The 26,559-nt window shown below is 69.8% G+C and carries 21 protein-coding genes; 15 read left to right on the top strand and 6 right to left on the bottom strand.

All coding sequences use genetic code 11. The annotated features are described in order from the left end of the window. Positions 1-110: 110 nt before the first annotated feature. The 6 genes from F4561_RS28655 to F4561_RS28630 all read left to right on the top strand — a co-directional run bounded on the left by F4561_RS28655 (position 111) and on the right by F4561_RS28630 (position 6,454). Entirely contained in the window at positions 111-1,382 is a 1,272-nt protein-coding gene (locus F4561_RS28655) for a 4-hydroxy-3-methylbut-2-enyl diphosphate reductase (protein WP_246438179.1), read from the top strand. Between the two features lie 139 nt (positions 1,383-1,521). Next, positions 1,522-3,105, top strand: coding sequence for an alpha/beta hydrolase (locus F4561_RS28650; protein ID WP_184584828.1), 1,584 nt, complete (start codon positions 1,522-1,524; stop codon positions 3,103-3,105). A 66-nt stretch (positions 3,106-3,171) separates the two neighbouring features. Beyond that, positions 3,172-3,615: a hypothetical protein gene (locus F4561_RS28645; RefSeq protein WP_184585342.1), complete on the top strand. Its 444-nt coding sequence runs from the start codon at positions 3,172-3,174 to the stop codon at positions 3,613-3,615. Next, positions 3,612-4,094 carry a hypothetical protein gene (locus F4561_RS28640; protein ID WP_312885687.1) on the top strand — a complete coding sequence of 161 codons (483 nt, stop codon included), beginning with the start codon at positions 3,612-3,614 and terminating at the stop codon, positions 4,092-4,094. The genes F4561_RS28645 and F4561_RS28640 overlap by 4 nt, the downstream gene beginning before the upstream one ends. A gap of 324 nt (positions 4,095-4,418) precedes the next feature. Beyond that, entirely contained in the window at positions 4,419-5,960 is a 1,542-nt protein-coding gene (locus F4561_RS28635) for an alpha/beta hydrolase (RefSeq protein WP_184584827.1), read from the top strand. A gap of 23 nt (positions 5,961-5,983) precedes the next feature. Then, positions 5,984-6,454 (top strand): hypothetical protein, encoded by a 471-nt coding sequence (locus F4561_RS28630; RefSeq protein ID WP_246438177.1) that lies wholly within the window; start codon positions 5,984-5,986, stop codon positions 6,452-6,454. A 200-nt stretch (positions 6,455-6,654) separates the two neighbouring features. Here F4561_RS28630 and F4561_RS28625 read toward each other — a convergent pair whose 3' ends face one another. Next, positions 6,655-7,407 carry a Mut7-C RNAse domain-containing protein gene (locus F4561_RS28625; protein WP_184584826.1) on the bottom strand — a complete coding sequence of 251 codons (753 nt, stop codon included), beginning with the start codon at positions 7,405-7,407 and terminating at the stop codon, positions 6,655-6,657. A 226-nt stretch (positions 7,408-7,633) separates the two neighbouring features. On the opposite strand from F4561_RS28625, the gene F4561_RS28620 reads away from it, so the two are divergent. The 3 genes from F4561_RS28620 (at position 7,634) to F4561_RS28610 (ending at position 11,821) form a co-directional block, all read left to right on the top strand. Then, entirely contained in the window at positions 7,634-8,902 is a 1,269-nt protein-coding gene (locus tag F4561_RS28620) for an ATP-grasp domain-containing protein (protein ID WP_184584825.1), read from the top strand. Positions 8,903-8,912: 10 nt separating this feature from the next. Further along, positions 8,913-10,943, top strand: a complete 2,031-nt coding sequence (locus F4561_RS28615) for a CocE/NonD family hydrolase (protein ID WP_184584824.1) — start codon at positions 8,913-8,915, stop codon at positions 10,941-10,943. 521 nt (positions 10,944-11,464) lie between these two features. Further along, on the top strand, positions 11,465-11,821 hold the full coding sequence (locus F4561_RS28610; RefSeq protein WP_184584823.1) for a hypothetical protein: 357 nt from the start codon (positions 11,465-11,467) through the stop codon (positions 11,819-11,821). 103 nt (positions 11,822-11,924) lie between these two features. On the opposite strand, the gene F4561_RS28605 is transcribed toward F4561_RS28610, so the two are convergent. After that, positions 11,925-12,323: a DUF3140 domain-containing protein gene (locus tag F4561_RS28605; RefSeq protein WP_184584822.1), complete on the bottom strand. Its 399-nt coding sequence runs from the start codon at positions 12,321-12,323 to the stop codon at positions 11,925-11,927. Positions 12,324-12,537: 214 nt separating this feature from the next. On the opposite strand from F4561_RS28605, the gene F4561_RS28600 reads away from it, so the two are divergent. Beyond that, on the top strand, positions 12,538-14,565 hold the full coding sequence (locus F4561_RS28600; RefSeq protein WP_184584821.1) for a tetratricopeptide repeat protein: 2,028 nt from the start codon (positions 12,538-12,540) through the stop codon (positions 14,563-14,565). A 287-nt stretch (positions 14,566-14,852) separates the two neighbouring features. Here the strand turns inward: F4561_RS28600 and F4561_RS28595 are convergent, their stop codons facing one another. After that, the gene (locus tag F4561_RS28595; RefSeq protein ID WP_184584820.1) at positions 14,853-15,014 is read right to left on the bottom strand and encodes a hypothetical protein; all 162 of its coding nucleotides are present in this window, start codon (positions 15,012-15,014) and stop codon (positions 14,853-14,855) included. Positions 15,015-15,170: 156 nt separating this feature from the next. Continuing rightward, positions 15,171-15,812 carry a response regulator gene (locus F4561_RS28590; RefSeq protein WP_184584819.1) on the bottom strand — a complete coding sequence of 214 codons (642 nt, stop codon included), beginning with the start codon at positions 15,810-15,812 and terminating at the stop codon, positions 15,171-15,173. 166 nt (positions 15,813-15,978) lie between these two features. Between F4561_RS28590 and F4561_RS28585 the strand changes: the two genes are divergently transcribed. From F4561_RS28585 to F4561_RS28570, 4 genes are all read left to right on the top strand, one after another. After that, entirely contained in the window at positions 15,979-17,331 is a 1,353-nt protein-coding gene (locus F4561_RS28585; protein ID WP_184584818.1) for an NAD(P)/FAD-dependent oxidoreductase, read from the top strand. Beyond that, complete coding sequence (locus F4561_RS28580; RefSeq protein WP_184584817.1) at positions 17,328-18,560, top strand: aromatic amino acid transport family protein; 1,233 nt, start codon at positions 17,328-17,330, stop codon at positions 18,558-18,560. Before F4561_RS28585 ends, F4561_RS28580 begins: the two co-directional genes overlap by 4 nt. 1 nt (position 18,561) lies before the next feature. Then, positions 18,562-19,467, top strand: a complete 906-nt coding sequence (locus F4561_RS28575) for an acetamidase/formamidase family protein (protein WP_184584816.1) — start codon at positions 18,562-18,564, stop codon at positions 19,465-19,467. Between the two features lie 307 nt (positions 19,468-19,774). Next, complete coding sequence (locus F4561_RS28570) at positions 19,775-20,578, top strand: enoyl-CoA hydratase/isomerase family protein (RefSeq protein WP_184584815.1); 804 nt, start codon at positions 19,775-19,777, stop codon at positions 20,576-20,578. Between the two features lie 170 nt (positions 20,579-20,748). On the opposite strand, the gene F4561_RS28565 is transcribed toward F4561_RS28570, so the two are convergent. After that, positions 20,749-24,117 (bottom strand): ABC transporter substrate-binding protein, encoded by a 3,369-nt coding sequence (locus tag F4561_RS28565; RefSeq protein WP_184584814.1) that lies wholly within the window; start codon positions 24,115-24,117, stop codon positions 20,749-20,751. 511 nt (positions 24,118-24,628) lie between these two features. On the opposite strand from F4561_RS28565, the gene F4561_RS28560 reads away from it, so the two are divergent. Continuing rightward, entirely contained in the window at positions 24,629-25,141 is a 513-nt protein-coding gene (locus F4561_RS28560; protein WP_184584813.1) for a DUF6069 family protein, read from the top strand. Between the two features lie 99 nt (positions 25,142-25,240). Here F4561_RS28560 and F4561_RS28555 read toward each other — a convergent pair whose 3' ends face one another. Continuing rightward, entirely contained in the window at positions 25,241-26,554 is a 1,314-nt protein-coding gene (locus F4561_RS28555; protein WP_184584812.1) for a hypothetical protein, read from the bottom strand. Positions 26,555-26,559: the final 5 nt, after the last annotated feature.

Below are 26,559 nucleotides of genomic sequence, written 5' to 3'. Positions count from 1 at the left end.
GACCACCCCGTGCCGGGATGCGCCGGCGGAGCGGGGCCGGGCTCGTTGACCAGGGGCAACGAACTGAGCGAGAAGCGCGATCGCGTGATGACCCTCGGGAGGGTGAACTTATGTCCGGCACCGGAGACAACGACATGACCGCCGCCTACGAGCCCGACCCGCAGCGGACGGCAATGGTGACCGTCGCTGACGAGCTGATCGACCCTGCCCGGAGCCCGATCGAGTGCCCAGCGGCCCCCCTCCTCGCGGGTGAGCTAACGCGCCGGGGAGTGCCGACCGCTTTCGGACCGCTGCACCTCGACGGGCCCGCGGAGGAGGCCACCGGCACGTCGGTGCTGACCGCGCTGCTCCCCGCGCCGGGCCGGCGCATCGGGCTCGGGGTCGCCGCTTCCGGCGGGGAGAGCGGGGGCCAGCGCGCCGCCCGCGCCGCGCTGGCCGACCTGTTGCCCATGGTGCGGCCCCGCACCGTGCTCCTCGCCGCGCCCCGATCGTTCTGCGCCGGAGTGGAACGCGCGATCGAGGCGGTGGAGCGGGCGCTGGGGCAATGGGGTGCCCCGCTCTACGTGCGCAAGCAGATCGTGCACAACACGCACGTCGTGGCCGACCTTGAGGCGCGCGGCGCGGTGTTCGTGGAGGACCTGGAGGAGGTCCCCGATGGCGCGAGGGTCATATTCTCCGCGCACGGGGTCTCCCCGGCGGTGCACGCTGAGGCCGGGCGCCGCGGGCTGCGGGTGATCGACGCGACCTGCCCGCTCGTCACCAAGGTGCACACCGAGGCCAGGCGGTTCGCCGGGCGGGGCGACACCGTTGTGCTCATCGGCCACGACGGGCACGAGGAGGTCGAGGGCACCATGGGCGAGGCGCCCGAGCACACGGTTCTCGTGGAGTCTCCCGACGATGTCGCCGACCTGGAGGTGCCCGACCCCGAACGCGTGTCCTACCTGACCCAGACCACCCTCGCGGTGGACGAGACCAATGCGGTCATCCAGGCGCTGCGCGAGCGGTTCCCGGCACTGCGCGGCCCAGGCTCGGACGACATCTGCTACGCGACGACGAACCGCCAGGACGCGCTGCGCGACATCGCGGAGGAGTCGGACCTGGTGCTGGTCGTGGGGTCGGGCAACTCGTCCAACTCGGTCCGGCTGATGGAGCTGGCCGATCGTTGCGGTACCCCCGCTTACCTCGTCGACACCATTGGCGATATACGGCCCGAATGGCTTCTTGACGCCGGGGTGGTCGGGCTGACCGCCGGTGCGTCGGCACCGCCGCGGCTGGTCGAGGACGTCATCGCCGCGCTCGGCGGGCTGGGGCCGATCACCGTGACCGAGCGGGAGGCCGCCCGGGAGACTCTCCAGTTCCAGTTGCCTCCAGCGGTGCGGTGACCCGGATTCTTATTCCGTGGTTGGGCCCGTGGGCCCAATTCTTGGGTGGATTGTGGGCCCTGTTGGGTCTGGTGGCCGCTGTTCTCATTTCGGTACCTTCGGTGAAACTCGCGATTTGTCCACACGGTTGGTGCCCCCCATGCCCCGGCGGAATCAGGCTGTTGAACGCGGCGCGTCCCTAATTGAGTACGGCGGGGTCCTGTTGTTGGTGGCCGCTATCGCGGTGACCGTGTTCGGGAGTGGCATACCCAACCAGGTGTTCGGGTTGATCTCGGACGCGCTGGCGTGTGTGGGGCAGGAGGGGGACTGCTCGGCTGAGGACTCGGACCAGGCAGCGCCTGATGAGGAGCCCGATCCCGATACGGGCGGTGACCCGGATTCCGATACGGGCGGTGACCCGGCGGATCCCGACGCACCCGTTGAAGTGGATCCCGCTCCGGAGATGTCCGGCGACTGGGATGACGGGGTGGTCACGCAGGCCACTGATCTCGGTGCCGGCATCGAGGACGGTGCCGGCGACGTCGCGTGTCTGGCTCATCTGTGCGAGAACGAGGAGTTCCAGGACACCTGGGGTGATGTGGGGGACACGGCGGTTAACGCCGACCCCGCGATCTGGGACGGGGAGAACGGCGGCCCCGAGACCCACAACGTGGTCTTCGGTTTCGGGGGCGACGACCCGGAGCTCGCCCCTGATCCGGATGCCTCGCCCGAGGAGGTCAACGACTGGTGGGAGGACCTGGATCCGGGCGAGCGCGCCGAGGTGATGCAGGAGGAACCCGAGCACATCCGCGACCTCAACGGAATCCCCGCCATCGTGCGCAACAACCTCAACCAGGATTTCCTCGAAGAGGAGACCCAGCGGAGGCTGGAGGAGGAAGGGATGACGCTTGAGGAGGCGCGCGAGATCCCCAGCGATTCCGAGGATGAGGACCTCCCCGATGAACTGGTGGAGCTGCGCGAGCTCGTCAAGCTGGAGGACACGCTCAACGACGAGGACGGCGACGAGTACTATCTGCTCGCGTTGGATCCGGAGGAGGAGCGTTCCATCGTCTCCCGCGGCAACCCCGACACCGCCGACAACGTCTCCACGCTGGTCCCCGGAACCGGGATCGGGTGGGAGGCCATGAACGGCCAGCTGGGTCGCGCCGAAGATCTGCACGAGGCAGCCAGCGCAGCTGATGAGGAGGCTGAGAACGCCTCGATCGCCTGGATCGGCTACGACACCCCGAACTGGGGGCAGGCACTTTCCAACTATCACGCGCGGGGAGGAAAGGATGAGCTGGTCGGTTTCCAGGACGGGCTGCGCGCGACCCACGAGGGGCCGCCCTCCAACAACACGGTCATCGGGCACAGCTATGGGTCGACCGCGGTCGGAGAGAGCGCGCAATCAAGGCTCTTCTCGAGCGACTCCCTCGACGCGGACAATCTGATATTCACGGGAAGTCCCGGCGCTATGTCGGATGAGGTGGAAGATCTGGAGATCGACCCAGACAATGTGCACGCCACCAGGTCCAAGGACGACGAGATAGTAGGGGACTTTCGGGCAGGGCTGCATGGGCAGGATGTGACCTCCGAGGAATACGGTGCGAACGTGTTCGAGTCCAAGCCCGAGCCCGGGTCCGAGTCCGATGACGATGACGGAATCGGGCACAGTGACTACTTCGACAATCCGGATGATTCGCAGATGGTGTACATGGGCGATGTCATCGCTGGTAAGAAGTAGACCGACCGACTGGAGCGACGTATGAGATGGTCGACAGGTTTGGCCTGCGGTGGCGCTGCCTTGCTTGTGCTGGTTGGCTGCGGTCCGGAGGTGTCGGAGGAGGGGCCGGAGAGTCCACTGGATAAGGAGCAGGCCGAGGAGCGGGTCGAGGAGCACATTACGGAGACGGCCACCACGGCGCTTCCGGAGTCGCTGGAGCTTGAGTCGTTCGGTGGTGGGGTCCCTTCCGCGTGTGGGAGTAACCCCGATCTCGTCACGGTGAGCAAGCGGTACTGGTTGCGGGGGCTGGAGTCCGAGGACAACGAGGAGTACGTCGAGGCGCTGCACGAGTACTGGAGTAACAACGGGTACACGGTGGTTGAGGACCTGCGCCCTGACGAGCTGTTCATGCATGTGCGCAATGACGAGGACGACTTCACGATGTCGGTCCGCGAGAGCGCCCAGGGCAGCTTGTCGCTTGGCGCTTCCTCGCCGTGTATCGACCCGACCGGGCGGGTCAGTAGTTCGTGAGTAGTCGGGCCGGGTTCGCCTGCGGTGGCGCTGCCTTGCTTGTGCTGGCCGGTTGCGGCCCGGAGGTCGAGGACGACGGTCCGGAGAGCCCGCTCGATGAGGAGCAGGCCGAGGAGCGGGTCGAGGAGCACATTACGGAGACGGCCACCACGGCGCTTCCGGAGTCGCTGGAGCTTGAGTCGTTCGGTGGTGGGGTCCCTTCCGCGTGTGGGAGTAACCCCGATCTTGTCACGGTGAGCAAGCGGTACTGGTTGGACGGCCTGCCGCCTGAAGAGAACGAGGAGCACGTCGAGGCGTTGCACGAGTACTGGAGTGACAATGGGTACACGGTGGTCGACGACCAGCGTCCCGACGATCTGTCGATCTATGTGCGCCACGACAAGGACGACTTCACGATGTCGCTGTGGAGTAGCGTCGAGGGGGATCTGTCGCTCGGCGCGTCCTCACCGTGTATCGATCCCAGTGGTGTGGATGAGTAGTGCATGAGCGGCCGGGCATGCTCGCCTGCGGTGGCGCTGCCCTGCTGGTGCTGGCTGGTTGCGGCCCGGAGAACCCGCTGGATGATGAGGACAAGTTCTCAATTTCGGTGACCGCGAGTAAGTAGGACAGTCCGTCGCTTGGTGTCTCGTCGCCGTGCACCGACCCGGTCGGGGCGGAGGGTAGCGCCGCGTCGCGTTCCGTGGTTGGGCCCGTGGGCCCAATTCTTGGGTGGATTGTGGGCCCTGTTGGGTCTGGTGGCCGCTGTTGTTTCGTCGGTATTTTCAGCAAAACCCCACAATTCGTCCACACGGTTGGTGCCCCCCATGCCCCGGCGGAATCAGGCTGTTGAACGCGGCGCGTCCCTAATTGAGTACGGCGGGGTCCTGTTGTTGGTGGCCGCTATCGGCGTGGTCGTGTTCGGGAGTGGCATACCCAACCAGGTGTTCGGGTTGATCTCGGACGCGCTGGCGTGTGTCGGGCAGGAGGGGGACTGCTCGGCTGAGGACTCGGACCAGGCAGCGCCTGATGAGGAGCCCGATACGGAGGGCGACCCGGATTCCGATACGGGCGGTGACCCGGCGGATCCCGGCTCACCCGTTGAAGTGAGCCCCGCTCCGGAGGCGTCCGGTGACTGGGGCGACGGGGTGGTCACGCAGGCCACTGATCTCGGTGCCGGCATCGAGGACGGTGCCGGCGACGTCGCGTGTCTGGCTCATCTGTGCGAGAACGAGGAGTTCCAGGACACCTGGGGTGATGTGGGGGACACGGCGGTTAACGCCGACCCCGCGATCTGGGACGGGGAGAACGGCGGCCCCGAGACCCACAACGTGGTCTTCGGTTTCGGGGATGACGATCCGGAGCTCGCCCCTGATCCGGATGCCTCGCCCGAGGAGGTCAACGACTGGTGGGAGGAGCTGGACCCGGGCGAGCGCGCCGAGGTGATGCAGGAGGAACCCGAGCACATCCGCGACCTCAACGGAATCCCCGCCGACGTGCGCAACAACCTCAACCGGGACTTCCTCGACGATGAGGTCGACAGGCTGCTGGAAGAGGAAGACCTCACGCGCGAGGAGGTGCTCAACCGGGAGAACGACGATCTCGGAAGTACCGAAGTGCAGGAGCTGGTCGACCTGCAGGACACTCTGGAAAACGGCAAGGTCGAAGATGGCGAGGTGGTATCCGAGGGCCACGAGTACTACCTGCTTGAGTTGGACCCGGACGAGGAGCGTTCCATCGTCTCCCGCGGCAACCCCGACACCGCGGACAACGTCTCCACGCTGGTGCCCGGCACCGGGATCGAGTGGACGGCCGTGAACGGCCAGCTCGGCCGCGCCGACAACATGTACGACGCGGCCGTTACGGCGGACCGGGACGCTGACCATGCCTCGATCGCCTGGATCGGCTACGATACCCCCGCTGCGTGGCAGGCGGACGGTGAGCTATGGGCCAGACAGGGCCAGGAGGAGCTTCGCGGCTTCCAGGACGGGTTGCGTCTCACCCACGAGGACGACAGCCCGTCAAGAAACACGGTCGTTGGGCACAGTTACGGATCTACCGTTGCCGGGACGGCGGCGTCGGACGACGCGGGGCTCGACGCCGACAATCTGATATTCGTGGGGAGTCCCGGGACGAGTGTGGATTCGGTGGACGAGCTCTCGGGATTCGACGACAGCAACGTGTTCGCAACACGAGGCAACGACGACTGGATCAGTTGGGTCCCCGGGTTCGTGCACGGCCGCGACCCCTACGACCAGCAGTACGGCGCCAGCCGGTTCGCTTCCGACGATGGGACCGAGCACCCGCAGTACTTCAACAACCCCGAATCGGAACAGATGGAGTACATGGGGGAGATCATCGCCGGCTAGAGGTTGAGATGGACGGAGTACGCATGACCTGGCTGTCACGGTTCGCCTGCGGTGGCGGTGTCCTGCTGATGCTCGTCGGCTGCGGAGAGTCGGGTGACGAGGGGCCGCAGAGCCCGCTTAATGAGGAGCAGGCTCGGGATCGCGCCGGGGAGCACATCAACGAGACGGTCACCGCCCTCCCCGACTCGCTGGAGCTGGAACGGCTCGGGGGCTCCAGCGCTCCGTGCGAGAACGACGAGTACATCACGGTGAGCAAGAGGTACTGGTTGGACGGCCTGCCGGCTGAGGAGAACGAGGAGCACGTCGAGGCGCTGCACGAGTACTGGTCGGCGAACGGGTACACGGTTGAGGCGGACCAGCGCCCCGACGACCAGTTCATTTCGGTGCGCCACGATGAGGATAAGTTCACGATGTCGGTCCGCGAGAGCAAGCAGGGCGACCTGTCGCTTGGCGCGTCCTCGCCGTGCATCGACGAGAACGGGACGGACGGCTAGCGGCGGCCACAAGGCGCTCGCCGCCCTCTAGCGGGCGCCACACCGAACCGGAGTGGCGCCGCGCCATTGTGTGGGGCTACGCGGAATGCCGGGGACGTTGTAGGCGAACGCGAGCGTGAGGTATGCGGCCGCCGCGAGGAGAACAGCGGTGGGGAGGAGCCGCCCGGCACGGGTCCACAAGCCGTGGCGCGTGCGGCAGCTCAGTCAGCTCCCTCCGCCGGCTCGGCCGCGGCCGCGACGGTTCGCCGGGCCGCGTCCACGATGGTCCTGATGCGGTCGTGATGCGCCCCCGGCCAGTACACCCGGCCGCACTCCCGGCATTGGGCGAAGGTGTCGTAGGTCGCCCGGGTCCCCGGTTCCAGGCGGTGCGCCACCTCGCTCTTGTCGACGCTTTCGAGCGTGCCATTGCACGCCGTGCACCGGCTCATCGGCTCAAGCGGCGGGGCGAACCGTTCGAGGACGTCCAGTACCTGGTCATCCGGGTCGTGCCCGTGCACGAAGGCGCCCGCCACGAGCACCCGGCGGTGCAGCAGCCGGCGGTCCTGGGTGAGCAGCACCCGCTGCTCGGCGTTGGCCCACTCGACCAGCTCGTCGTCGTCGAGGTCGTTGCCGTAGGCGGTGTCCACCCCCACCATCCGCAGCCGGCGCGCCAGCGCGCCGAGGTGCACGTCCAGGACAAAACGCGGTGGCCAGACCGGAGCCCGCTGCGGCCGGTCGATCCCGTGGACATCCACACTGTCGCCGGGCTCGGGCCGGTGCGCCGGCGCCACCCGGCGCCCGTTGCAGACGAGGTTTCCCACCTCGGTCAGCGGCACCCCGGTGGACTGCACATGATGCCCGAGTGTCGACGTGCCGTCGTGGGGCACGCGCAGGTCCGCGGCGCCCCTCTTGCGCGACGGCAGGAACGGCCGCAACTCGGCCGCGAACCGCAGGCACACCTCGGGTTGGTCCATTCCTCCAAGGATGCCATCACGCCGCCCGTGCCGGTGTGCCGCGGCGGCACGGCGACGCGGCCGCGTGAGCGCCCCCGGGCAAGGCCGCGGTCCCGGGAAGCGCGGGTTTACCGGACAGTGACCGTGGCAGTGGGTTCCAAGAGGGGCCCTGTACAGGATTTCCGGAATTCCCACCGGGCAGCGGCCACCGGGGGCCGACACGATGCCGATGGAAGGGAAGCCCGCAATGCGCGAGAACATCTTCGTCCTGGGGCTCGACCAGATCAACCTCGAAACCCTCCAGAGTCTGCCGCACCTGGCGCATTACCGCTTCCACACGCTGCTGGACGTCGACGAGCTGGTCGGGACCGAGGAGATCCCGCTTCCCGAGCTGCTCGACAAGGCGCGCGAGCAACTCCGGTCGTTCGACGGGACGGTGGACGCGATCATCGGCTACTGGGACTTCCCGGTCAGCTCGATGGTTCCGCTGCTGTGCGCGGAGTTCGGGCTGCGCAGCGCACCACTCGACGCTGTTGTGCGCTGCGAGCACAAGTACTGGAGCCGCCTGACACAGGCCGAGGTGATCGACGAGTATCCATCGTTCGGATTGGTGCGCCTGGACGAGGAGCCCTCCCCGCCCGAGGGTGTCGGCTTCCCGATGTGGCTCAAGCCCGTGAAGTCCTCCTCCTCGGAGCTCGCCTTCCTGGTCGAGAACGAGGAGCAGTTCGACAGCGCGGCGCGCCGGATCTCCGGGGGCATCGACCGGGTCGGCGCGCCGTTCAACTTCGTGCTCTCGCATGTCGACCTGCCACCGGAGGTCGCGGCGGCGGGCGGCCGGTCCTGCCTGGCCGAGGAGGCGGCCGAGGGCATGCAGATCACGGTCGAGGGATACAGCGCCGACGGCCACGCGCGCGTCTACGGGGTGGTGGACGCGCACACCTACGCCGACAGCCCGAGCTTCCTGCGCTACCAGCACCCCACCTCCCTGCCGGACACGGTCGTCGAACGGCTCTCCTCGATCTCCACACGTGTCGCGCGGCGCATGGGCCTGGACTCGACGACGTTCAACATCGAGTTCTTCTGGAACCCCACCACCGGCGCCATCTCCCTGCTGGAGATCAACCCGCGGCACTCGCAGTCGCACGCGTTGCTGTTCGAGATGGTCGACGGCCTGCCGAACCACCAGATCATGGTGGACCTCGCGCTGGGGCGCCCGCCGGACGTCCCGCACCGGGAGGGCCCCTACGACGTGGCCGCGGCATGGTTCCTGCGCCGCTTCGCCGACGGCATGGTGCGGCATGTCCCCACCTCCGAGGAGATCGCGCGGGTGGAGCGCACGATCCCCGGCGTCCGGGTCCAGGTCGAGGTGCGCGAAGGCCAGCGGCTTTCCGAGAAGCACGGCCAGGACAGTTACAGCTACGAGCTGGCCCGGGTCTACGTCGGCGCCGACGACGAGGCGGGGATGCGGGAGAAGTACGCGGCCTGTGTCGAGGAGCTGCCGTTCGAGTTCGATTAGGAGGGTGTCGATGCGCACGGTGACAACCACACCCGAGGAGGTCACGGAGCACGAACATGTGTGGATTCCGATGTCGGACGGGGTGCGGCTCGCCGCGCGGATCTGGCGGCCGGTGTCGTCCGACGACGAACCGGTCCCGGTGATCCTGGAATACATCCCGTACCGCAAGCGGGACCTGACCGCCCTTCGGGACTCGATGCACCACCCCTACCTTGCCGGGCACGGTTACGCGTGTGTGCGCGTGGACCTGCGCGGCAGCGGCGACTCCGAAGGGGTCCTCACCGGGGAGTACCTGGAACGCGAGCTGGTCGACGGCGAGGAGGTACTGGAGTGGCTCGCCGACCAGCCGTGGTCCAACGGCCGGGCCGGAATGATGGGCATCTCCTGGGGCGGGTTCAACGCGCTGCAACTGGCCGCCCGCCGGCCGCGCGGCCTTGACGCCATCGTCACGCTGTGCTCCAGTGACGACCGCTACGCCGACGACGTGCACTACATGGGCGGCTGTCTGCTGAGCGACAACCTCTCGTGGGCGTCGACCATGTTCGCCTACACCTCGTGCCCACCCGACCCGGAGATCGCCGGGTCGCGATGGCGGGAGATGTGGGAGGAGCGGCTGCGCGGCAGCGGCCTCTGGTTGGAGGAGTGGCTGACCCACCAACGGCGCGACGGCTACTGGCGGCACGCCTCGGTCTGTGAGGACTACCGCGACATCGAGTGCGCCGTGCTGGCGGTGAGCGGCTGGGCCGACGGGTACTCCAACGCGGTGTTCCGGATGCTCGCCAACCTCGACGTGCCCCGGCAGGGCCTTATCGGGCCGTGGTCGCACAAGTACCCGCACCTGGGCAAGCCGGGCCCCGCGATCGGCTTCCTGCAGGAGCTGGTGCGCTGGTGGGACCGCTGGCTCAAGGACGACAAGGACAACGGCATCATGGACGAGCCCATGCTGCGCATCTTCATGCAGGACAGCGTGCCGCCGTCCACGGCCTATACCGAGCGTCCCGGCCGCTGGGTGGGCGAGCGCACCTGGCCCACGGACCGGTTCGGCAACCAATGCTTCCCGCTGGCGCGCAACCAGATCCGCTGGCGCGGTGACGAAGAGTGCGACGAGTCGGAGGAGACGATCGAGTCCCCGCTGTCGTTGGGACAGTTCGCCGGTAAGTGGTGCTCCTACAACGCTCCCCCCGATCTGCCCTACGACCAGCGGGAGGAGGACGGTGGGTCACTGATCTACGACACGGATGAGCTGACCGAGCGCTGCGAGATCCTGGGCGCCCCCGAGGTGGGCCTGGAGTTCTCGGTGGACCAGCCGGTGGCGATGGTCGCGGTGCGGCTGTCCGACGTGGCCCCCGAGGGCCGCGCCACCCGGGTGAGCTACGGCCTGCTGAATCTCACCCACCGGCACGGCCACAACGCCCCCGCGATGCTCGAACCGGGCCGCCGGTACCACGTGACCATCCCGATGAACGGCGTGGCGCAGGCGTTCCCCGCGGGGCACCGCATCCGGCTCTCGATCTCGACCTCGTACTGGCCGCTGGCGTGGCCGCCGCCGCGCCCCACGTTCCTCACCGTGTACCCCAGCGACAGCACGCTCACCCTGCCGATCCGCCCCGTGGACGCGTCCGACGAGCCGCAGCCAAGCGAATTCGCCGAACCCGAGGGAAGCGCGCCCATAGCGACATCGCAGATCAAGCCGGGCGACGAACGGTGGACGGTGTCGCGCGACCTGATCGACTACGTGTCCGCCCTGGACGTGGTGAAGGATCTCGGCGTCGTCCGGATCGACGACATCAACCTGGACGTCACCCGGCGCACCGTGGAGCGCTACGGCTGGACGAACGACGACTTCGGCTCGGTCTACGGCGACGTCGAGTGGGAGATGGGATTCCAACGAGGCGACTGGCGGGTCTCCACGTTCACCCGCACCGTGCTGACGTCGGACGCCAACGACTTCCATCTGCACGCCCAGTTGGACGCCTACGAGGGCCGCCAGCGGGTACTGTCGCGGAACTGGAACCTCAGCATCCCGCGCGACCACGTGTGACGGGCGGTCGGCCCGACCCGCGGACCCTCAGAACCCCGGCGGTGCCCGTTCCGGTCCTAGCGATTAGGCGCTCCGAGGGACGTGTGGCTTTCTTGGGGGTGCGGCAATGGGGCGTCTCCGAGCGCAGCGAGGAGGGTGCCAGCTTGCCGCGGAGTGGACGGTGTACCAATGCTGGGCGGCAAGCTGGCGCGCTCGCTGTGCTCCATTGCCGCAACTTCGGGCGCCTGGAGGCCGGGAACCTTCGGGTCCTGCGGTGTGGTCGCTCGTTCCTCGCTTCCCCCGCCTCCGGACCCTCAGAACCCCGGCGGCGCCCGACCCGGCCCCTAAGCACTCCGCGTCTGGTGGAGGGGGCCAAGCGATCTGGCGGCGGTTAGGATGTCACCGCGAATTCCGGCAGGACGGCAGTATCCGGTCGCTGCCTCCAGGGGACCGTCTGTCGCGTCCCGACGGCCCCCTGGAGGCAGCGACCGGCACGCGCAGCACTGACCGCCTCGTGACCTTCGAGCCGTACGGGACCCCCGATGCCACGCACCACCCCCCGCCCCCTGACCGCAGCCCGCGTCCTGCTCTGGGGCATGGCTGGCCTTCTGCTATTCAGCGCGCTGAGCGCCGTGCTCCGCACTGGAGGCTCCGTCGGTGTGGGCGTCGCCACGGTGCCGGCCGTGCTCGCGATCCTCTGCGCGACCTACGCCTACCTGCTCCCGCGGACCGGGCACATCGTCCTCGGGATTGTGGTCACCCTGCTCGTCCTGATGGCGTTTTACCAGGTGAACCGAATCACTCTTGGGGATCCGCTGGGGTTCCTCGGTTTCGGCTTCTGCGTCGCGCTGACCGTGCTGCTCCTGCTGCCTTCCAGCAGGGCGGCGCTCCGTCCGTAGCGGGAGCGGCGGCGCCGTGTCCCGGACCGGCCCATGGTGGGCCGCACCGGCACGGCGTCGCGCGCAGGGCCGGCCGGCGGTCGGCGCGCCGACCGCCGGCCTCTCATTCGGCCGGTTCTGCGGAGCGCTCGTTGCCGGGCGGCTCCGGAAGGTTCTCCTCGTCGGGCCGCTCCGAGTCGGGCTTGAGCGGGTCGTGGCCCATCGACATGAGTTCGTGCCGCCAGTCGTCGTCCTCGCGCCGCGGGTCGGCCAGCCGCTCGCGGACGGTTTCCACGGTTGTGCGCATCACGTCGAGGTCGTTGTGGGTGAGGTCGGCGCGCCGTTTGTTCAGGATCTCGACAATGGCGCGGCCCTGCTCTGGAAGTTCGTTCGGGTCGAACGCGACCTCACCGGAGCTCGTGGTGAGCAACCACTTGCGCAGCTCCTCGCTTGTCATGTTCACAAGGGAGTGGAAGTCGTTCCACAACTTCTGGACCTCCGGGTCGTCCGCCAGATTCACCATGGTTCGCCTCCTTCGCGGTCACGTGGGACCGGCTACCCGGGTCCGGGGCGCGCGCAACGTGGGCCCGGCGCCGCGCGGAGGAGTCTTGACACCGCCGGGGCCCGGGCGGACTCTTGTTGGTGAGGTTCTCCGGTCGGCGCCGCGGTGGGGCGCGCATCCGGCAGCCGGGCCTGTGCCTCTCGACCAATCCCGCGAGCGGCGGCACGATAGCCCTATGTCCATACCCCGCGAATCCCCCGACCCATCGCGTCCCACTGGCAACACCGCTACCGGGAGTGTCCACGGCACGCTCCTGCAGGCTCATGAGGTCCACGGCGGGGTGCACGTGCACACCGGTGTGCCAGTGTCCCCGGCGGCCGACGTCAGCCTGGACGTCCCGCGGCCGCCGAGCGAGGTCCGCGGTCGGGCGGTTCTGGTGGGCGAGCTGGTCGCCGCCATGCGGGCCAGGGCGGGGCAGCCGCACGTCCTCACCGGCCCCGGCGGAATCGGCAAGTCCACGGTTGCGGTCGCGGTCGCTGAGAAGGCGATGGCGCTGGGGCGAGAGGTTTTCTGGGTGCGTCCGGGAAGCGTGCCCGCATCGATGCTCGAAGCCGCCGTGGAACTCGGTGCCCCGATGGGTGAGGCCGAACGGTACGCCTCCTCGCCCAGGCGCGCCGCGCGGTGGGTGTGGCGGCACCTGGAGGCCGCCGACACCCCGTGGCTGCTGGTGTTCGACAACGTGGACCGCCCGGAGGAGCTCGACCCCGACCACCGCCCCGGCGACGGTGTGGGGTGGCTGCGCGCAAGCGCGAAGGGGTTCGTGCTGGTGACGACGCGGATTGACGATCCCGACGTGTGGGCGCCGTCGGTACTCCGGCGAGTGGAGCCACTCGACTCCGCCACCTCCGCCGCCATCCTGGGTGACTACGGCGGAGGCCCCGATGCGGCCGGCGTCGACGCCCTGGCCGAACGGCTCGGCGGGGTGCCGCTGGCGCTCGCCTTGGCGGGGCGGGTCAGGTCGGCGCACCGCACCATGTTCGGCGACTTCGAGGCGGTTCGGGCGCACATCGCCCAGTCCGCTTCCCGGATCGACGAGTTGGCGCGTCCGCTGGCCCGCGAGTACGGCGCCGGCGATCCCGAGCGCGCGACCCTGGCTGGTACCTGGAGGGCCTCGATGGAGCTGATGTCCGACGTTCCACAGGCGGAACCGTTGCTGCGGTTGCTGTCCGTCCTCGGTGCCGACGGCGTGGAGGTGCCGTTGCGCAGACTGCCGGTGGAGCTGTTGCGCGGCGGCACCAGCGACCCCGGCGAGGGCTCCCTGGACGAGCCGGCCGTCGCCCGTGCCCTCAACGCCCTGGCTGTGCACGGGCTCGTCACCGTCGTGGACACGCGTGAGGAGAGGGCGCTGCACGTCCATCCCCTCATCGCCGAGACCACGCGCGACGACCTTGGTGACCGTGCCGCCGCGGTCGCGGAGGACGTGCAGCGCCTGCTCGAAGCCCAGCCGGACCGCGATCTCGCCCTGGAGTACGCCGCCTACCGTGCCCTGGGCGAGGTGCGGGCCCGCGCGCTGGGCGCCGACCACCCCGGCACTCTTGAGACCGAGGTTCGGCGGGCCAGGCTGGAGCTGCTGCGCGGCGACGCGGAACGCGCCGGATCGGACCTGTCCGCGGTGGCAGCCGCGGCAGAGCGGGCGCTGGGCGCCACCCACCGGGTGACCCTCCGGGCGCGGCACCACCAGGGGGACGCCCTGATCGTCCTCGATCAGCTCGACGAGGCCGAAGAACTCTTCCGGTCGGTGCTGGCGGTACGCGAGAGCACGCTGGGCGCCGACCACCCCGATACGCTCAACACCCGGCACCAGTTGGCCCTCGTCGCCATGAAACGCGGCGATTGGGACGCCGCCGAGGAGGGCTTCCGCGCCGTACTGCACGCCAAGGACAGCAGCGGTGCCGGCCCCGATGGCGATCCCGGCTTCGTGGTGCAGAACCTCGCCAACGTTGCGCTGAAGAAAGGCGAGCTGGACACCGCGGAGCAGGGTTTCCGTCAGGTCCTCGAACATCGGGAACGGGTGCTCGGCGCCGAGCACCCCGAAACCGCCGACGCACGTTACGACCTGGCGCTGACAGCACTGGAGCGCGGGGACGTCGACAAGGCGCGCGACAGCCTGGCGGCGGCCCTGAAAGCGTGGGAGAAGGCACTCGGCCCGGATCACCCGAACACCTCGCGTGCCCGCGAGCGCCTGACGGAGGTTGACGGCTAGCTCGGTGATGGGGTGCGTGGTGGCGCGCCCAACGTGGGCAGCGAAGGCGCCGGATGGCCGGGATGGGCGCGTGCCGGTATGGATCCCCGGTGGTGGCGCGTGTGACGGGGGCGGCGAAGACCGGTGGGTGGTGGTTGCTGCGGGGGTTCGTGGGGGCGTTCTCGGTTATAGCGTGGTTTTGACAATTTCTCGCGCGTGAAATCGTCAAAACCACGCGATCGTCGGCCAGAACTGCACGGCCGTCACTCAGAAGATTCGCAATCAGGACATAGCAGGCGCACGAGGGCTCACACGGCACCGAAACTGACCGCACGGACACACTCAGCGCCGAGAACGGCCTCACAGTCACCCTCGATACACCCCAGCACCGAGAACGACACCACGGACATCCCCGCTGGACCCCACCACCAGTCGCCGCCGCCCTCGTTGTGCGCGTCACTATCGGGCACCAGTCGCGATTCTCGGGGGTTGGCCCGTCGGCCGGTCTTCGCCGCTCTCGTTGGGTGGGTTACCGGCGGGCACCCGCACCGATTACCGCGGGCTGACCCACCTGCTGCCCTCGCTGCCCACGTCGGAAGCCCAACCACCCGCCCCACATCGCCGATCTAGGCGTTCGTCCGGGAGCTCGCCGTAGAGCTGAACAGCTCCTGGCGGCTACGCAACCCCAGCTTGGCGAGGATGCTTCGCACGTGGGTCTTGACCGTCGGCAGCTCGATGAACAGCTCGTTGGCGATCTGGGCGTTGGTGAACCGCTGCAGCATGAACCCGAGCACCTCCCGCTCGCGCTGGGTCAGGCCCGACCGCTCGACGGCGTCTTCCAGCCGCGCGGACTGGTCCTGGGTCTCGACACCGAGCAGCCACGTGCGCCGGCCAGCGGCCGTCGCCCGGAGCGTATCGAGCAGCCGGGCGGACTCCTCGCCCTTGTACACGAAGCTGTCGGCCCCGGACAGGAACGACGCTGAGGCATCCTCCGCCGAGTTGTAGGAGGTGTAGATGAGCACGCGTACCGCTGGCCGCGCGCTCTTCAGTTCGCGGCACAGCTCGACACCGCGAAGCTCCCCTTCGAGGCGCAACGGAAGGATGACGAGCTCGGGCGTGAGTTCCTGGGCCGCGGCGACCGCGCTGTCGGCGGATGCCGATTCCCCCACCACACGCATATCGGGCTGGGCGTCGATCACGGTGCGCAGGCCCAGCCGGACGAGTGGATGGTCCTCGACAAGGAGGATCTCGATGACTCGTGGACTCACACGCACCTCCATGACCCGACAAATCGCCCATACCCGACGATCTACCGTACACGTGGTATACGCAGCGGATTCATCGGATCTCATCCCTCAGGGCTGATTCTTTTCCCCACGCGGCGCCGTAACGTTCGGCGAGACCTGCAGCGACAAGAAGGGGTGTGAAGTGGGGATGCGTTCGACCTCGGCGGATGTCGTCGTCATTGGCGCCGGAACCGTGGGTGCCAGCATCGCCTACGAGAGCGCGCGGCGCGGCGCTTCGGTGATCGTGCTCGACGAGGGACCCGATATCGGCAACGGCTGCTCGTACGCGAACGCCGGGCTGCTCGCCCCCAGCCACGTCGAACCGCTCACGACCCCGGCGAACGTCATGGCCGGCATGCGGTACATGTTCCAACCGGACAGTCCGTTCCACATGCACCCGGCTCCACGGCTCGCGCCATGGTTCGCGCGTTTCGTCCGCTCCTCGGGGGCGACCCGGGCGCGCGAGCTGACGGCGCGCATGCAGGAGCTGGCGGTGCACAGCACCCGCCTGCACGCCGAGTACGCCGAGCGCGGCCTCGACACCGGGTACCGCGCGAACGGCGCGTTGGACGTGTTCCTGACCGAGCGCGCCCTGAACAATGCCACCGCGGGCCTGCACACCGACGTCGAACAAAGCGAGGTACTCACCGGCGGCGAGGCGCGTGACCGGGAACCCGCACTCGGGCCCGTCGCCGGAGCGATCTTCCGCCCGGACGAGGCGCAGGTCGGGTCCCAGCAGTTCGTGGGCGCTGCGCTGCAAGCGGCGCGGTCCCATGGGGCGGAAATCCGGTGGAGTACGCGAGCGTCCCTGGTTCCGGCGGCACGCGATCGGATCGCCGGCGTCGACACCCCCGAGGGCCGGATCGTGGCCGGCACGTACGTCGTGGCGGCCGGGCTCGGAAGCCGGCGCCTGTGCGAGAGCGTCGGTATCCGGATGCCGATGGAGGGCGCGAAGGGCTACGTCGTCGACGCGGAGGTGGACGGCGACGGGCCGCGCATCCCGTTGTCCTTCCGGGAGTCCAAGGTCGTCGCCACGCCCTACGCCGACCGGTTGCGCCTGTGCGGGACCCTCGAACTCGGCGGTGACCCGCGTTCGGTGAACGCGTCGCGGGTCGCGGCCATCCGTGCCGCGGGGCAGCGCGGCCTGCCCGGCGTGCGGTTCCGCCGGACCCTGCAAACGTGGGCGGGGCTGCGGCCCTGCACGGCCGACGGTGTCCCCTCCATCGGCCGCAGCGCGGTGCGCCGCGACCTCGTGGTCGCCGCGGGCCACGGAATGTGGGGCCTGGTCCTCGCACCGGTGACCGGCGAGCTCCTGGCTCGCGGCATCGTCGACGACGCTCCCACGATGCGCGAAGCGGCGTTCTCTCCCGACCGCTTCGGGCCCCTGAGGAATTCCTCCTCCCTTCGAGCGGGACGGCCCGTGCTCGCTGCCCGGGCAGCCGCTCAGCTGGTAAATCCCCCCACGCGCATGTCGATGCGCCAACGAGAGGAACCCAAGTGACCGAAAGTACGGACGAGCGCGCTGAGCGCACCGAGCCCAGGTCAGTATCGATCACGTTCTGGCAAGGCGCGGCGATCATCTTCGGGGCGAACATCGGAGCGGGCATCCTGAGCCTGCCGTTCGGCGCCCGCAACGGCGGCGTCCTGGCGCTCGTGGTCGCGCTCGCGATCGCCGGCTTCCTCACGACCGTGTCGATGCTGTACGTCGCCGAGGTGTCGCTGCGGACCAAGGAACCCCTCCAGCTTTCGGGGCTCGCACGCAAGTACCTCGGCAACGTCGGGTCGTGGCTCATCTTCGCCGGCGTCGTCATCAACGGTCTCGGCGCCCTCATCGCCTACGCCAGCGGAAGCGGCAGCATCCTCGCCGACCTGCTGGGCATCTCCCCGCTCCTCGGTAGCACGCTCTTCTTCGTTCCCGGGGTCGTGGTGATCTGGCTCGGCCTCAAGGCCACGGGCCGCTCCGAGCAGGCGATCACGATCGCCATGCTGGCGATCATCCTGCTGCTCTCGGCATGGACCTTCATCGGCCCGGGCATCGAGCTCGCCAACGTCAGCTACATGAACCCGTACTTCGTCGTGCCGATCATCAACCTGGCGGTCTTCGCGTTCATCGCCCAGTACACGGTGCCGGAGCTGGCGCGCGGCCTCGCCAGCCACTCCCCGCGTGCGCTTCCGCGCGCCGTGGTGGCCGGTATGTGCGCGACCGGGTTCCTGCTGGCGCTCGTCCCGCTCGCCGCCCTCGGCATGATGGGACGCGATGGCGTGAGCGAGGTCATCACCATCGCCTGGGGCGAGGGGCTTGGGACACTGGCGTACTACCTCGCGAACATCTTCGCCCTGCTCGCGATGCTCACGTCGTTCTGGGCCATCGGGCTGACCCTGATGACCAACATCTTCGACCGCTTCCGGTGGCCCGCAACGGGATCACCCGGACACCGGCTCGCCGCGCTGGCGCTCATCGCGGTGCCGCCGTTCCTGATCGCCACGATCGGCCTCGCCGGCTTCGTCTCCGCGCTCGGTTACGCGGGCGGGTTCGCCGGGGCGATCATGTCGATCGTGCCCGTGCTTATGCTGCGGCGCGCCCGCGCCGCGGGCGACCAGGAGCCCGCGTGGCGGGCCGGCTGGGTCGCGCACCCCGCGCTGCAGGCGACCTTGGTGACGGTGTTCGGTCTCGCCTTCGTGTACTCCCTGCTCAGCGCGACCGGTCTCGTGCCGGATGGCTGGAGCTGAGATGCGGGTCCTGACCGCTGACCGTGCCGCAACGGAGTTCTCCGCGCACTTCGAGGCAGTGGCGGCGGTCGGGCTCGGGGAGAGCTTCGCGGTTCGGACGGTCGACTGTTACGACGGCCAGATCTCCGACGAGCGCGTGCTTCGCCCGGATATCGACATGGCGCGGTTCAACCGCGCCAGCGGCCCGGTCTCCGTCACCGGAACGCGCCCAGGAGAGTGGGCGCGGATCGTGATCGAGCGCATCGAGGTCGCGAGCCCCGGCGTGATGGCCCTCACGCCGGGGCTCGGCGTTCTCGGTGACATGGTCGAACGCCCGTCGACCCGGTTACTCGAAGTGTCCGGCGGCCGGGCGTGGCTCACCCCCGATGTGGGGATCTGCCTGCACCCCATGGTCGGGATTCTTGGTGTCGCGACGGCGCACGAGACGGTGCCCGGCTCCACACCCGGCGAGCATGGCGGGAACCTGGACACGCGCGTTCTCACGGCCGGCACGGCCCTGGCTGTCCGGGTCAACCAGCCCGGGCTCGGAGTCTGCGTCGGCGACCTGCACGCCGCGATGGGTGACGGCGAGCTCGGTGGTACCGGTGTCGAGATCGCGGGGGAGGTACGGCTACGCGTCGAACGGCTCAACGAGCACACCGGCCGCTGGCCCCTGGTGCTCGGAGCCGACGGGGTGCAGGTCCTCGCGAGCCGCACCACCCTGGACGCCGCCGTACGAGACGCTTTCCGCGAGGCGGTGACGCTCATGGCGCGGTGGCACAACCTGGAGTGGCCCGATGCCTACCGGCTGACCAGCGTCGTGTCGGACCTGCGGGTGAGCCAGGTGGTCAACCCCCGCGCGACCGCGCGGATCGCGATTCCCGCTCAATGGTGCCCGGCCTCGCTCCTGATGCCCGCCCCGGAGTGAGACCGCGGGTTCGCTCCGGGCCGCGCGCCGCCGGGCGGCCCCGATGATCCACGTTCGCGAGCGGCCCCGGGAGGGGCCGCTCGCCGGTTCGAAACAACCAATCCGCGGATCACCGGACCTCGTGTGAACGGCGAATTCGGTGACGCTTACCATCGTGAACGACGTGAAGCTGCTCACGCGGCGCCGCGACCGCCGTTGACCGCAAGGAGGACGCCATCGCCAACGCAGACTACGGTGCGGTCGGCACACCCGCGTATGACCGCTTCTGGATCGCCCCGCACCTCGCGCCGATCGCTGTAGGCCGGCCATGACGGGCGGGCAGCCCGCCTCCGACGTGGGCACGGACGAGCTCCTGGTGTCGGTGGACGGTCCGGTGCTGACGGTCACGTTCAACCGGCCCAGCCGGCACAACGCCATGACCTGGGCGATGTATGACGGTCTGGTCGAGGCGTGCGAGCAGGCCGACCGCGACGACGATGTCCGCGCGATGGTACTCACCGGGGCGGGCGAGAAGGCGTTCGTCGCCGGAACCGACATCGGGCAGTTCGCCGAGTTCGAAGGCGGCGCTGACGGTGTCGCCTACGAGGAGCACGTTGATGCGGTCATCAACCGGTTGATCCAGGTGGACAAGCCGACAGTCGCGGCGGTCAGCGGCTACTGCGTGGGCGCCGGGCTGGGCCTGGCCGCAGCCTGCGACCTGCGGGTCGCCACCCAGTCGGCCCAGTTCGGGGTGCCCATCGCCCGCACGCTCGGCAACTGCCTGGCGCCGCCGATCCAGGCGCTCCTGGTGCACCATCTCGGCCCGACGCGCACCATGGACCTACTGCTGACGGCGCGCCTGCTCAGCGCCGAGGAGGCCGACGGAGCGGGGTTCCTCACCCGTCTCGTTGCGGATGGAGAGCTCGACTCGGCGACCCGCGAGCTGACGGAACGTCTCGCCGGTCACGCACCCCTCACGATGTGGGCCGCCAAGGAGACCACACGGCGGTTTCTGGCGGAGGGTGTTCCCGACGGCACCGACATCGTGGACCGCGTCTACGGCAGTGAGGACTTCCGGTCGGGGGTGGCGGCCTTCACCTCCGGGCGCAGGTCGCAGTGGCGCGGGCGCTGAGCGGCGCGGGGCCGCACCACGAGGACCTGGTCGGCGGCGGGGGAGACGCGCCAGCGGGTCGCCCCGCTGACCAGGTGGGCCCGCGGCCCCGGTAACCGGGACCGGGCCGCGGCGGCGTACGCGGCGCGGCTCACGTACGAGAGTGAGCGGGGGGCCGCGGTCGGCCTCCGTCAGTCCCGCCCCGAGTATCCGTTCTCGGTCTCGCACCCCTCGGGTGCCCGGTCAGTCTCGTTGATGCGCCCGTGCGCGGCGACGACGCGCTGCCACTCGGTCTCACCGGTGTCGGCGGACTCGCTTTCGGGGCCGGCCAGGACGAGCTGGACCAGCTGGTCCTCGTACCAGTTCCCGGAACTGGGATCGCCGAACCGGAGCGCTCCCGTCGGCCCGTAGGTGTCTGAGGTGTCCTGGATCCGGGCGAGGAGGGACCCGCGGAGCCGGGTGAACTCGTCGTCCTCGCTCCCGTCGTTCTCCTTGGGCCGTTCGAGGGTGTCGCGGAGAAGTGCCCGGTCGAGGACCCGGAGGCCGTCATAGGCCACGGCCGCGTGCGCCATCGACGGGGCGGTGTCGGGGTTGGCGGCGCGGCCGTCCTCGGTGCCGCCGATGAGGTCGGCGAGCTCGTTGTACACCGAGTGCTCGGTGTCCGAGCACTGGCTCCACGGACCGCTGGCCGCCAGTGGCGTGTAGTAGACGGGGAAGCCCTCCGCGTTGGCGAGCCGCTGTTCGTTGTCGGCCACGTACTTGGCGATGTCGTCCCCGCCGAGGATGGTCACGTCCCCCTCGGCGCACCGCCCCTCTTCCTGGATCTGGGTGTAGAAGTCCTCGAACTCGACCGACCGCCCGGCGAAGTAGATGAGGTCCGGCGGGTCGGCGCAGACGTCCGCCAGGCGCTCCCAGTGGCTCGTCCCCTCGCGGCGGTAGGGCAGGACGCCCTTGTGCTGTCGGCTCCCCTCCGGAAGGGTGATCTCCGGGTACGGGCCACCGGCGGACCACGCCTGGCCGCCGCGCTCGCGGAACTCCCGCATGAACTGGATGGCCAGGTGCGGGCCGTAGCTCTCGCCCTCCTCGTTGTCCGCGATCGCGACCGCCGTGGCGGCGGGGTCGAGGTCCCACGCCGTGCCGTCGCTACTCGACCACCGCACTCCTGCGTGGGCCCACTGGGCGGCGCGCTCGGCGATCCGGCTGTTGGACGGCGCGACCGGGAAGAAGTACGGGCTCGGCCGGCCCGTGGGCAGGTGGGCGACCTCGTCGAAGGTGGCGGTGGTGCCCACCATCGGGATCTGTGCGGCGCTCAGTGTGGTGATAGCCCTGGTGTTGGGCCGCACGCTGTGCCCGAGACCGACCGCGGCGAGGATCCGGTCGCTGGTGGCGTGGTCGTCGCCGGCACGCCGTACGATCTGGTCGGCGACGGTCTGAGCGTGCTCCCAGTTCTGGCCGGTGTTGGCGAGGAGCAGCTTGATAGCGGGGACGTCGTCGCGCCGGTTGTGCAGCTTCTGGCGCTGGGCGAGACCGTACAGCTCACCCTGCACCCCGGCCAGGTCGCTGTTGTCCTGCGTCGTCACGCTCATCGAGGCGATATAGACGATGGTGACGTGGTCCTCGCCGGCCACCTCGTCGTTCTGGTCGCGGATCACGTCCTGAGCGTTCTCCAGACGATCGTCGAAGTGGAACCCGCCGTCGGTGATGCCGACGCAGTCCTGGCCCACCCGCTGGATGCCGCTGGGCGGCCGGACACCCTCCTTTACGCAGGGGTTGTTGGCCTGGATGTAGGCGGGCACCACGAAATTGCCCGCGACCAGGGCGAGTACGGCGGCCGTGCCGACTCCGGCCGACCAGAACCCGGTGAGCGCGAGCGGGGTCCACACCGAATCGGGGCGCTTCTCGCGGTAGGCGTTCTTCCAGACTTCCGGGGCACAGGCCCGGATGGTGAAGGTGAGGAGCCGTTCCCGCCCCAGCGTTCCGTGGGCGTGGCGCGCGTTCCGCCACGCCACGACGCGCCGGTGGTCGGAGGGCGGCTTGCCGCGCGCCTCAGGCAGTACGGGGTGCCGCTCCGGACGGATCCCGCTGGCCAGTATCGGCGTCGCGGAGGTACGGACCACCACGATGAGGAGCGGGTCGGGGTACCGGCGCCGCAGCCGCTCGTCCTCGATCAGGCGAACCAGGTAGCGGCCCGCGTTGCCCACCCGTTCCTGGTCGACGATGAGCACTGGGCGGCGGTGCCGCTTGCGCCGCGGCAGCCACCGGTGCGCCGGGTGGCCGTTGCCGTAGACGCGGTCCAGGTCGTCAAGGAAGGCGTTGACGCCGAGGCGGTGGATGCCGGGCGGGTTCCAGCCGTGCTCGGCGTCCGGATCCGCGGTCGCGTCGCGATGCTTGTACAGCACGTTCAGCACCCGGATACCGCGTTGCCGGTGGTTCCGCAGCCCTTCCGGAGAAGACTGGTCGGATTCCTGGGAGGGGCTGTGCTGGTGGCCCTGCGGCGCCCGTGGGGTGGATTGCCCCGGTTCCAGGGGGTAGCGGTGTCGGTTGAGCCAACGGAACCGGTGCCATGGCAGGAACAGGAACAGCGCCAGGACGGTGTACACGAGGAGCAGCACCGCAGCGGCGCCGACCGTGACAAGTTTGTCCAACTGCTCGAAGAGCAGGCTGAGGGAGGCGATGGGTGCGGCCGTGACAATGGCGCTGACCACGAAGGACACCGGCGTCAGTACCTTCTCGTCCAGCTTGCCGAAGGTCACCAGCGCGGAGACTCGGGCGACCAGGGCGGACACCCGCCGCAACACCCGGGAGTAGATGGCTGACCACCGCGGGTCGTCGTCCGAGGAACGGTTCTTCAGCCCGGCCTTCACCTCGCGCAGGGCCTCGATGACGGCTCCCTCGCTCTCGCGGTCCTTCGGCGGCAGCGAGACGTCCTTGTGCTCCTCGGGCTCGTCGTGGAGGCGCTCCTTGCGCGTGTAGACGGCGCGCAGTCCGACCCTGTTGAGGAGTAGCAGCGACCGCAGCCGGCGGAAGCGCGGCGCGGGTGGGGCCTGCCGTCCGCGCCCGAGCGCGTCGGCCCTGGGGGCGGTGTCGAAACCCTCGGTGAGGCGTTGCAGTTCCTTGTACAGCTCGCGCGTACTGACCGCGTTGCCGCCTTCTCCGGAGCCGCCGTGCCGGGGCAGTCCGCTGGTGTCCGCGCTGTGCTGCTCTCCGTCGTCCCCCTCCTCGCCCTGCTCGTTCCCGGGGTTCTCCTTCGCCGCATGCGCCGAGTCGTGCGGCAGTACCCACACGGGATGGCTGCCGCAACGCTGTTGCAGCAGGCGGATGACGTGTTCGCGGTCTGCCGGGTCGGTGAGCTCCAGGTCGAGGACCGGCGGTGGTTCCGCGATGCCACCTCGGGGGGACTTGTCGGGGATGACCGGCGGCAGCCGGCGTGCCGCCAGTCGTTCCAGACGACGCTGGGTGCGGAGGTCACCCGTCTCGGGCCGGGCGCGCAGCGCCTCGAATACCCGGAGGAGGTCGTCCGGGGCGACGTCCCGGGGCTCGTCGGAGTGGCTCTCGGACACGAGATTGCGTCCCCTCACGCTTGGGGCGGTGTTCTGTCCCCGGCTCCCCCCGGAACGCCAAGGCTCCGCCATTATCGCCCCAGGGGCAACATCACATTCCGTAGGCGAGATCGGGACGGGGGTGCCGCCCGCGGCGGGTCACGTGTCCCGAGCCGGGAAACCTGTTCCGGCCTTCCCGGGCGGCGAGACTGCCAGTGCGGGCAGGTCCCGCCCGTAGGCGGGGAGCCAACGTCCGTCGAATCGGGCCGGCGGCGTGCCGCGGGTCGGCACTGCGATGGCGCTGCCGTTGCCGCCGGCGCGGCGGCCGCGGGTGTGCGGCCGGATCGCTGTCCTTTGTGGCGGGTGGGGCCGGTGGGCCCCGGGAGTAGGGGTTTCGGTTCTGGACACCGGGGGTCTGGTGTGGCGGAGGACACATTCCGGGATTGCTCGGTTCCGGTTGACCTAAAGTTTGGTTGAGGTCTCAGGCTGGGTCGGGAAAGCCTCCAGCAGAACCATCCAGAGGAGATTCGCAATGTCAGTTCGCGAGAGCGTGCCGGAACCCGGCGCCGGCACGAAGAGTGTTTCCGGCGGAACCGCCGAAGGCGCGATGGGCGGCGGTCGCCCGGGCCTGAGCTGGTGGCAGGCCGGCGGGATCGCGATCGTGGCGGCGACGCTGGCCAACCTCGCCGTCCTGGGCATAGGCCACGTGCTGGGCGGTTCCTTCGTCTTCGACGAGGCCAACGGGGTACACGAGATCACCGCCTGGACGGTGGTGCAGTTCTCGGTGGCCCCCCTGGCCATCGGGTTCGGGGCGGCGGTGCTGCTGGCCCTTGCCTGGATCGGCTTCCTGCGGCTGGCGCAGGTCGTTGGCGGGGCGCTGGCCCTGGCCACGATCGCCGGCGCGTTCATGAGTGACGGCGACCTGGTGACGCAGCTCGCGCTGTCGGTCATGCACATCGTGGCGGGCGCCGCGGTCGTCTGGGCCCTGGAGGCGGTCCGCCGCCGCCAGATGGCCACGCGGAACGCGCCGGTGGGGACCAACTGAGCCTCGCCGCGGTCCGTACAGCAGGTGCGAGACCGCGCCCTGGTTGCGCCGGCCGGCCTGGCCGCCGGGTACGCCGGAAGACCGGCGTACCCGGCCCGGTCAGTTCGCGTCCTCGGACAGCTCGACGTCGTCGGGGTGCAGGAACAGCACCCGGCCGCGTTCCTGGCAGAAGGCGGGTCCGAAGTCGAGGGCGACCGCCAGGAAGCACGTGCCGTCGACGTCGACGTAGATACCCGCGACGGTGCCGGTCGCATCGCGCGGGACCGCGGCACGTGCGGCGGCGGGGTCCGCGTCCGGACGCACCCGCACCCGGCTTCCCCGTACCGCCATTCCTCCGGGCACGGCCACCTCGCCGGCGCCGCGGGAGGTACCGCTGTCCGCAGCGGGGGCCCATCGGGCAGCGCCGGGCGCTCCGGCTAGCTCCGCACCCGGGGCCGGCTCGGCACGCCGAGCCGGGATCCATGCGGTGGCGCCGTCAAGCCAGCGCAGCGTGCCGCGAAGCCGGTCCAGTGTCTCCGGTGGTATGCCGTCGGCGCCGTTGACCGTGCGCGCCGCGGACGGGCGGGCCGAGGGGCGGTTCCGCGTTCCACCCCGCCTGGCATGCGGTGTTGTGCGCGGGCTGGCGATCTCGTCGACTCCGGTGGCGCCGCGCGGACCGCCGGGGCCCTCCGGTGCCGCCTCGGGGTGGTCGGCCAGGATGATCGGCGAGGAGAGCATGAGGTCGCGCTCACCCGGCCGCCCGAGGAGCACCGGCCAGGTGTGCTTGTTCCGGCAGGACGCGACCGCTGGCGCGGCCCATTCCGGCGGCTCCAGGTGGGACACGAACACCCCGTGGTCCACCCGGAGCACGGTGTGCACCGAGACCATCGAGGAACGCAGAACCCTCTCCCGCGTGGCCCGTTCCTGGCCCGTGCGCCACGGCGTGCGGTTCGCCACGTGTACGCCGACCCTGACCACGCGCCGCGGCATGGACAGGGGCGTCGACGTCACCGTGACCAGGCCGGTGAGATGCCGACCGGCGGAGCCGTCCCGCTCCGCGCCCCGCGCGCCGTCCGGGAGGGCCAGCGGTATCTCCCGGCCTCCGGGGGGACCGTCGAGCGGGACGGCAGCGCCGACCTCCTGCAACGTGCTGTTGCCCCGTCTCTCCGCACGCGCGCCGGCGTCGTCCCCGGCCGGCCGGCACACCCAGCCCGGTACGTACCGCACCAGCAGGTGGAGCACCGTTCCGGTGCCGACCTCGACGACGCACTCGGTCCGGGACGCGTTCGGATCCTCCGATGGCGCCCCCGGCGGGGCGAGCGTGCCGAACTGCCAGCCGGCCTGGTTCCGCGCCGCCGGGGGCCGGTGCGGACTGTGCGGCTGAGCGCCGAACAGCACCGCGTCGGCTACGGCACTCACCCGCTCAATGCTCACGGCCC

Origin of the sequence: Lipingzhangella halophila (assembly GCF_014203805.1) — a bacterium.
Taxonomy (GTDB): domain Bacteria; phylum Actinomycetota; class Actinomycetes; order Streptosporangiales; family Streptosporangiaceae; genus Lipingzhangella; species Lipingzhangella halophila.
This window is presented reverse-complemented; position numbering and strand designations above follow the sequence as displayed.

What these genes read in the sequence shown, in the direction of transcription:
- F4561_RS28650 (WP_184584828.1), top strand. Translation starts at nt 1,522, where the DNA reads ATGCCCCGGCGGAATCAGGCTGTTGAACGCGGCGCGTCCCTAATTGAG.
- F4561_RS28635 (WP_184584827.1), top strand. Translation starts at nt 4,419, where the DNA reads ATGCCCCGGCGGAATCAGGCTGTTGAACGCGGCGCGTCCCTAATTGAG.
- F4561_RS28570 (WP_184584815.1), top strand. Translation starts at nt 19,775, where the DNA reads ATGACGGGCGGGCAGCCCGCCTCCGACGTGGGCACGGACGAGCTCCTG.
- F4561_RS28585 (WP_184584818.1), top strand. Translation starts at nt 15,979, where the DNA reads ATGCGTTCGACCTCGGCGGATGTCGTCGTCATTGGCGCCGGAACCGTG.
- F4561_RS28615 (WP_184584824.1), top strand. Translation starts at nt 8,913, where the DNA reads ATGCGCACGGTGACAACCACACCCGAGGAGGTCACGGAGCACGAACAT.
- F4561_RS28625 (WP_184584826.1), bottom strand. Translation starts at nt 7,407, where the DNA reads ATGGACCAACCCGAGGTGTGCCTGCGGTTCGCGGCCGAGTTGCGGCCG.
- F4561_RS28605 (WP_184584822.1), bottom strand. Translation starts at nt 12,323, where the DNA reads ATGGTGAATCTGGCGGACGACCCGGAGGTCCAGAAGTTGTGGAACGAC.
- F4561_RS28655 (WP_246438179.1), top strand. Translation starts at nt 111, where the DNA reads ATGTCCGGCACCGGAGACAACGACATGACCGCCGCCTACGAGCCCGAC.
- F4561_RS28560 (WP_184584813.1), top strand. Translation starts at nt 24,629, where the DNA reads ATGTCAGTTCGCGAGAGCGTGCCGGAACCCGGCGCCGGCACGAAGAGT.
- F4561_RS28600 (WP_184584821.1), top strand. Translation starts at nt 12,538, where the DNA reads ATGTCCATACCCCGCGAATCCCCCGACCCATCGCGTCCCACTGGCAAC.
- F4561_RS28610 (WP_184584823.1), top strand. Translation starts at nt 11,465, where the DNA reads ATGCCACGCACCACCCCCCGCCCCCTGACCGCAGCCCGCGTCCTGCTC.
- F4561_RS28620 (WP_184584825.1), top strand. Translation starts at nt 7,634, where the DNA reads ATGCGCGAGAACATCTTCGTCCTGGGGCTCGACCAGATCAACCTCGAA.
- F4561_RS28630 (WP_246438177.1), top strand. Translation starts at nt 5,984, where the DNA reads ATGACCTGGCTGTCACGGTTCGCCTGCGGTGGCGGTGTCCTGCTGATG.
- F4561_RS28575 (WP_184584816.1), top strand. Translation starts at nt 18,562, where the DNA reads ATGCGGGTCCTGACCGCTGACCGTGCCGCAACGGAGTTCTCCGCGCAC.